Raw genomic sequence first — 6,822 nt, 5'->3', positions numbered from 1 at the left:
TCTGCACCTTGAAAAAGTTTTTATCCGTTACGATCTCATTGGAAGTCTCGCCTTCACGGATGTGCATCGTTCCTTCGAAACTGATGTACCGGGTAATGGCGCCGCCTATAAAAATCAGCACAAAAGCAAGGTGAAAAACCAGCACCGGCCATTTCTCTTTTCTCCAAAGCCTGTATCTTCCGATATTGCCGATGAAGTTGAGAATAAGCAGGAACATAATCAGTTCAAACCATTTTGCTTCATAAATTAATGCTTTTGCCGTGGGGGTTCCGTAGTCGTTTTCTAAGAACGTTGCATAAGCCATTGCGAATGCATACACCAGCAACAACACAGCCATTGTTCTGGTCGAGATAAGAATATCCTGGAGCTTCTTCATGTTAAAATATACTTGATAGGCAAAAATAAGGATGATAAACTACAAAGACGCCAAAAAAAACTGTTATTTATCATTTTATAAAGCATTGTTCTTATTTTGAAAGATTCTTAATAAGAGGAGCTACTGTTGGAAAAATTTTAATTTTTCGTACCTTTTATTTGAAAAAAAACGGAATGACCTTATCTTTATCTGCCACCGCCATGATATGGCTGTAAAAAACGGAAAAAGGTTACAGGAAACACAGTATGCCCGGCCGCTTTGCAACGCTTTAAAACAGGGGTTATTATTGCCGGTCTTCCTTATATTAGTCTATTTTTTACGGTAAAAAAGATTCCTTTAGTATTGAAAAAACATTAAATTTGCCCACATTGACATTATGGACAAGATTACACCAAAAAAACAGCAGGAGTTACCTGAAAAAGGTAAATTTTTATCGAAACCGAGAGTCTTTTCCGGACTTATATGCATCCTTTTTTCCGTGGTGCTCACCTTTTCATTTATTTCTTATCTGATGAACTGGAAAGCCGATCAGAGCCAGGCAGGAACGATGCTGGATAAAACCACCAAATCTTCCAATCTTTTCGGTAAGCTGGGCGACTGGCTCGGAAACGTATTTATCTTTGAAAGCATCGGGGTAGCATCGTTTATCATCGCTTTTCTCTTTCTGGTCTTCGGTACGCTGATCCTTAAGAAAAAAATCTTCAAACCCTGGAAGACCGTGGGCCATTCCCTGTTCTTCATCTGCTGGCTTCCCGTTCTGTTCGGGGCGATTACCAAAGGGCAGGGTGTTCTTAGCGGTGTATACGGCTACCAGATGATGGATTCCCTGAATGCCATCATCGGCTCGGCCGGACTCTGGATGGTCCTTGCTTCCAGCATTGCCCTGTACTTTATTCTTGAATTCAACCTGCGCCCGAGTTCCATCAGATCCAGATTGAATGATATCAATGAAAACACCATCGGAAGGGTAAAATCCATGATGCCGAGTTCCGATGAAAATTTTGAGGCGGATGAGGAACTGATTGAAGAAGCCGGCATTGCATCAGAAGAAACAATACCTGCCGCCGTCACCGTAACAGAGCCTGTGAAATCGCGGCCAAAACCTAAAATTCAGGAACAGGAGCCTGTTTCCCTGCCGAAGGGGTTCCCGGAAGTTCCCGTAACCCCCGGACCCGAACCTATCGTTACCCCGAACCAGACTTCATTTGAAGAAGAAAGCAAAAAGGTAAAAGAGGATTTTTCACAGCCTGTAAGTGTTGACTTCAGTGTAGGTTCGAAACGTTCCGTTCCTGTATCCAGCCCTGAAGAAGCATTTGACCTCAGGCCTGTTGCGCCGGTCATTACTTTACCTAAGGAAGACCTTAAGAAAGAGCAACCCAAAGAAGACATCAAATTCAATGTGGAAGTAGCGCCGGTGATCGACATCCTGGATGATTCCGACAAAAAATCCAATGAGCTGGTGCAAAAACACGGCCTGTATGACCATAAGCTGGATCTGGCCAACTTCCAGATGCCTACCATCGACCTGCTGAAAGAGTATGGAAATGAAGAAATATCAATTAATAAGGAAGAACTCGAAGAGAACAAAAACAAGATCGTAGGCCTGCTTAAAAATTTCAATGTGGGCATTGCTGAGATCAAGGCTACCATCGGGCCTACTGTTACGCTCTACGAAATAGTCCCGGAAGCGGGGATCCGGGTGGCGGCCATCAAGAAGCTTCAGGATGATATTGCCCTGAATCTGTCTGCGCTGGGAATCCGGATCATTGCCCCGATGCCCGGAAAAGGAACCATCGGGATCGAAGTCCCGAGGAAAAACCCAACGATGGTCTCCATGCGCTCGGTGATCGCATCCCATAAATTCCAGAATACCGATATGGACCTGCCTGTGGTGTTCGGGAAAACGATTTCCAATGAGATTTTCATGGCTGACCTTTCCAAAATGCCCCACCTGTTAATGGCCGGAGCTACCGGGCAGGGAAAATCGGTAGGGATCAATGCCATCCTCACCTCCCTGCTGTATAAGAAGCATCCGAGTGAGCTGAAATTCGTCATGGTGGATCCCAAAAAAGTGGAACTCTCCCTGTATTCCAAGATTGAAAGGCATTATCTTGCCAAACTGCCGGATACGGATGACGCCATCATCACAGACACCAATAAGGTAATTAATACCCTGAACTCGCTCTGTATTGAAATGGACACCCGGTATGACCTGCTGAAAAATGCCTTCTGCAAGAACCTGAAAGAATACAATAAAAAATTTGCGGAACGCAAGCTTAATCCTGAAAACGGACACCGCTACCTGCCCTATATCGTTTTGGTCGTGGATGAATTTGCCGATCTGATCATGACGGCCGGAAAAGAGGTGGAATTGCCGATTGCCCGTCTGGCACAGCTGGCCAGGGCCGTAGGAATCCACCTTATTGTAGCAACCCAAAGACCATCCGTAAATGTCATCACGGGGATGATCAAGGCCAACTTCCCGGCAAGGGCTGCGTTCAGGGTAATTTCCAGTGTGGATTCCAGGACGATTCTGGATTCACCGGGTGCAGACCAGCTGATCGGCCGTGGAGATATGCTGTATTTCAACGGAAATGAAATCCTGAGGCTGCAGTGTGCCTTTGTAGATACACCGGAGGTAGAAAGAGTAGCGGAATTCATCGGTGAGCAAAAAGGCTATTCCTCAGCCTTCCTGCTGCCGGAATATGTTTCCGAGGATTCGTCCGGAACGGTAAGCACCTTTGATCCGAACGAAAAGGATGCATTGTTTGAAGAGGCGGCACGGATTATCGTTTCCACGCAACAGGGTTCTACTTCCATGCTTCAGAGACAGCTGAAACTGGGTTACAACCGTGCGGGAAGGATCATGGACCAGCTGGAGGCCAGTGGCATCGTAGGCGGCTTCAACGGGGCAAAAGCGAGAGAAGTCCTCATCAGCGACCCGCATTCTTTGGAACAGTTTTTGGAAGACCTGCGCAGCTAAATTAGATTAAACATCCATTTAACTTTTACCTGTAAGAAAAGTCTAAGATTAAAGATTTACTAAAAATGAAAAACATTGTTTCAAAAGTTATCATCAGCAGTATGGCCATAGGAGCCATAGGTTTTGCCCAGGCCCAGAAAATTGACGCGAAAGCCAAAAAGATACTGGATGATGTAACGGCCAATTATAATTCCAAAAAGAATTCCTATTTCAAATTTTCTTTCGGAACGGGAACCAACGACCAGGTAGGAAAAACAGAACCCGGCATTTATTATGCCGCCGGTGATAAGTACAAGCTGAAAATCATGGAAACGGAACAGATTTTCGACGGCAATAAGATTTATAACATCAATACCGAGGATATGGAAGTGACGGTAGCGAGGCCGAATGGAAGCAGCTCTATGTTCTCCCCTATCAACTACCTTTCCACCTATCGTAAGGATTACAATGTTGCCTACAGCGGAAAAAAGAACGTAAATGGGGTTAATGCGGATCTGATAAAACTGACCCCTGTTAAATCAAACGGTATCAAATACGTTTATTTATTTGTGGACTCAGCCAAAAAACAGATGGTGAAACTTGAGCAGCATGGCAACAACAATGATGTGGCCGTAATCGCCATCAAAGAATACAAAGAAAACCAGACCCTGGATCCGGGGATGTTTGTTTTCGATAAAAACAAGTATAAGAATTACCTGATTACCGAACTCTAAGCTGGGGAAATAACCGGACCTGCCTGATCTACAGCATATTTTATCAGGAAGTGCATTTTCGGTTTTACGGTGTAATAAAATTTCATAAAATATAAAAGCTGCAAAGGAAACTTTGTGGCTTTTTCATTAATTTTGGCGAATGTTTAAAATACTAGACCGCTATATTATTAAAACCTTCTTCGGACCGTTTTTCTTTATATTCAGCGTACTGTTTTTCATTTTCATTGTGAACATCGTTTGGGTTCAGCTGGGGCAGTTTATGGGAAAGGGACTCAGTACCTGGCAGATCCTGAAACTTCTGTTTTACCTCGGGGTCAATGTCATCAGTATGGTACTGCCGCTGACGATCCTGCTGGCCAGCATCATGGCCTTCGGGGAATTCGGTGAACGGTATGAGCTTGCCGCCATGAAGGCTGCAGGAATCTCCTTAACCCGTGTAATGCTTCCTTTACTGGGAGTCACCACCATCATGGCGGTCATGCTGTATTTTTTCTCCAACAACATCATCCCGGATTTTCAGAGAAAGGCCAAGAATATGCTTTTCAATATTGCCCAGACCAAGCCTGCGCTGAACTTCACACCCGGCCAGTTCATCGACCAGATTCCCGGATATATGGTGAAATTCGATAAGATCACCGGGGAAAACGGGGAAAATATCGAAGGGGTTTTTATTCACAAAAAAGCAACCTCTTACGAAAATCAGCGTTCCATTGTGGCGCAAAAAGGAAAATTCGTGCAGGCGGTTAATAAAAATTACCTTAAACTGGTCCTGTATAACGGCTATGTATATGAAGACAACTTTGAAGGAAGGGGTGAAAGTGTACGGATCAAACAGCCGGACCAAGCCATTAAATTTGATTCCCTTACGTCGCATTTCGACATCAGTGACATCATCAGTAAAGCTATTGAAGAAGAAAAAATTACCGATGACTACCGGTTCCAGACGTTCACGGAACTGAATAAAACCATCGATAAGACCAAAAGCGATAACAATAAGTTTTTCACTACCGTAAACACGGATGTCCTGAATCAGACCAATACGGTGATCAGCTATATGGACAGCAAGCAAAACAGGGCGAAGGCGAAACCGAAACAGCTCCTGAAACTGGATACCCTGAAAAGTGAAAAAAGGCTCGAGATCATAAACAATGCCTACAACAGGCTTGAAAGCCTGAAAAGCAGCCTTGAAACCAAGAATGCTGAGATTGACCCCGGTGTAAAATATTACAGTAAAGTTGTCATTTACCAGCAGCGGATCATTACCTACTCCTTCACCTGTGTGATCTTCTTCCTGATCGGAGCCAGCTTGGGTTCCATCATCAGAAAGGGAGGAATGGGACTCCCGGTGATTATTGCCATTGTCATCTTCATTATTTTCTATATCATCAATGTGGGTACCGAGAATATGTCATGGTCGGGGAAACTGAATCCTTATCTGGCGGCCTGGGTACCGAATATGATCCTCTTCCCTTTCGGGATATGGATGACCTACAAGGCTCTTACGGATTCCCAGCTGTTTGATGCTGAAAAATACAAGGCATTGTTCAAGCCCGTTACCAGACTGTTTACAAAAAATGATGAACACAAGAGGTATCAGTAATCATTTTCAGAATTCATCATCATCACATAAAAAACCCGGAAAATTCCGGGTTTTATTTTTAGAGGATTGTTGGAGATATTCAGAATTTAAAATTTATCTTTGCCTGAATTAATTAAAAATTTATGAAAAAACTATTACTTGTGGGGCTATTGAGTGTTGTTTCCTTACAGCTCAGTGCCCAGGATGAGAACACCGAATATGAAATGAGGGTTGGCGAAAAGCAGGGTTACATCATTGATAAGGGCGGGAAAAAAATTGAAGGCATCGTGCGCCTGGCAGGTGATGACATGTATCCGTGGACCAATCAGAAAAAAGTGAAATTTATTGCTGCGGCAGATATTGACACGTCAAAAAAGAGGCAGAAATTCAAAACCCTGGATACCGATGACCTGAAAGCCTACATGGCTTTTGACAACAATACGGAACGCTACTTCGAAGCCATCAAGTATACCAATACCAAAGAAGGCTTCAACAGTGCCAACGGAGGCCTGAGCGGAGGCTTGAAGGCTTTTAATAATCTCACCAAAAGTACGCAGTTTGCAGAATTGATAGCTGACGGGAAAATCAAGGTATATAAAGTATATGGCTTTCCCACGACTTTCTCTGCGGGTTCCCAGATTGACGAAGCTGAAAAGGAAAACAAAAGAATGAGGGAGAACCCGTCTTATGTATATTCCAAGAAAGGCGGCAAACCGGAAGAGCTTACCCTGGCAAAAGCCAAAATGATTGTGGCCGACTGCCCGGTAGTCAGAGGAAAAGTGGCAAAAGGCGAATATGCTTCCCTGAAGAATGACAACAAGAACAGATCAGGATTGGGGAAATTCATCAGAAATGAAATTGACAAAGCGATGTCAGACAACCTTTCCATCGTGAATGAGGTGATCTACGATTACAACGAAAACTGTAAATAATATAATCTCTGTTTCAGCAAAAGCAGTCCGGTTCCGGGCTGCTTTTTTGTTATGCAGCATATTTTTCAGTCAGGGACATGGCAGTTTCTTTATTTTTTTGTAGTATTGATAATCCGGATCCGTATTATGAAAATTATTGTTACTGCTTTATGCCTTATCACTTTCGTCTCCTGCAAAAAAGAACATGCTGCTGTCCGTATTTCAGAACCGTCCCTGAATGACAGTATCCCGGCTGAAGA

General features: G+C 43.8%; 5 protein-coding genes. 4 read left to right on the top strand and 1 reads right to left on the bottom strand.

What is annotated here, in order from left to right; all coding sequences use genetic code 11:
• Positions 1–376 (bottom strand): cytochrome c biogenesis protein ResB (locus tag QZ735_RS19235; protein WP_294252159.1); only part of this gene is annotated, 376 nt, incomplete at its 3' end.
• Positions 377–752: 376 nt separating this feature from the next.
• Here QZ735_RS19235 and QZ735_RS19230 point away from each other — a divergent pair.
• The 4 genes from QZ735_RS19230 to QZ735_RS19215 all read left to right on the top strand — a co-directional run bounded on the left by QZ735_RS19230 (position 753) and on the right by QZ735_RS19215 (position 6,583).
• Complete coding sequence (locus tag QZ735_RS19230) at positions 753–3,359, top strand: DNA translocase FtsK (protein WP_294252156.1); 2,607 nt, start codon at positions 753–755, stop codon at positions 3,357–3,359.
• Positions 3,360–3,424: 65 nt separating this feature from the next.
• Positions 3,425–4,072, top strand: a complete 648-nt coding sequence (locus QZ735_RS19225) for an outer membrane lipoprotein carrier protein LolA (RefSeq protein WP_294252153.1) — start codon at positions 3,425–3,427, stop codon at positions 4,070–4,072.
• Between the two features lie 139 nt (positions 4,073–4,211).
• Complete coding sequence (locus tag QZ735_RS19220) at positions 4,212–5,672, top strand: LptF/LptG family permease (protein ID WP_294252150.1); 1,461 nt, start codon at positions 4,212–4,214, stop codon at positions 5,670–5,672.
• Positions 5,673–5,794: 122 nt separating this feature from the next.
• The gene (locus tag QZ735_RS19215; protein WP_294252146.1) at positions 5,795–6,583 is read left to right on the top strand and encodes a hypothetical protein; all 789 of its coding nucleotides are present in this window, start codon (positions 5,795–5,797) and stop codon (positions 6,581–6,583) included.
• Positions 6,584–6,822: the final 239 nt, after the last annotated feature.

Source organism: uncultured Chryseobacterium sp. (assembly GCF_913776365.1).
GTDB lineage: Bacteria > Bacteroidota > Bacteroidia > Flavobacteriales > Weeksellaceae > Chryseobacterium.
The sequence above is the reverse complement of the archived record's forward strand: the minus strand, read 5'-3'. Positions and strand labels throughout refer to the sequence as shown.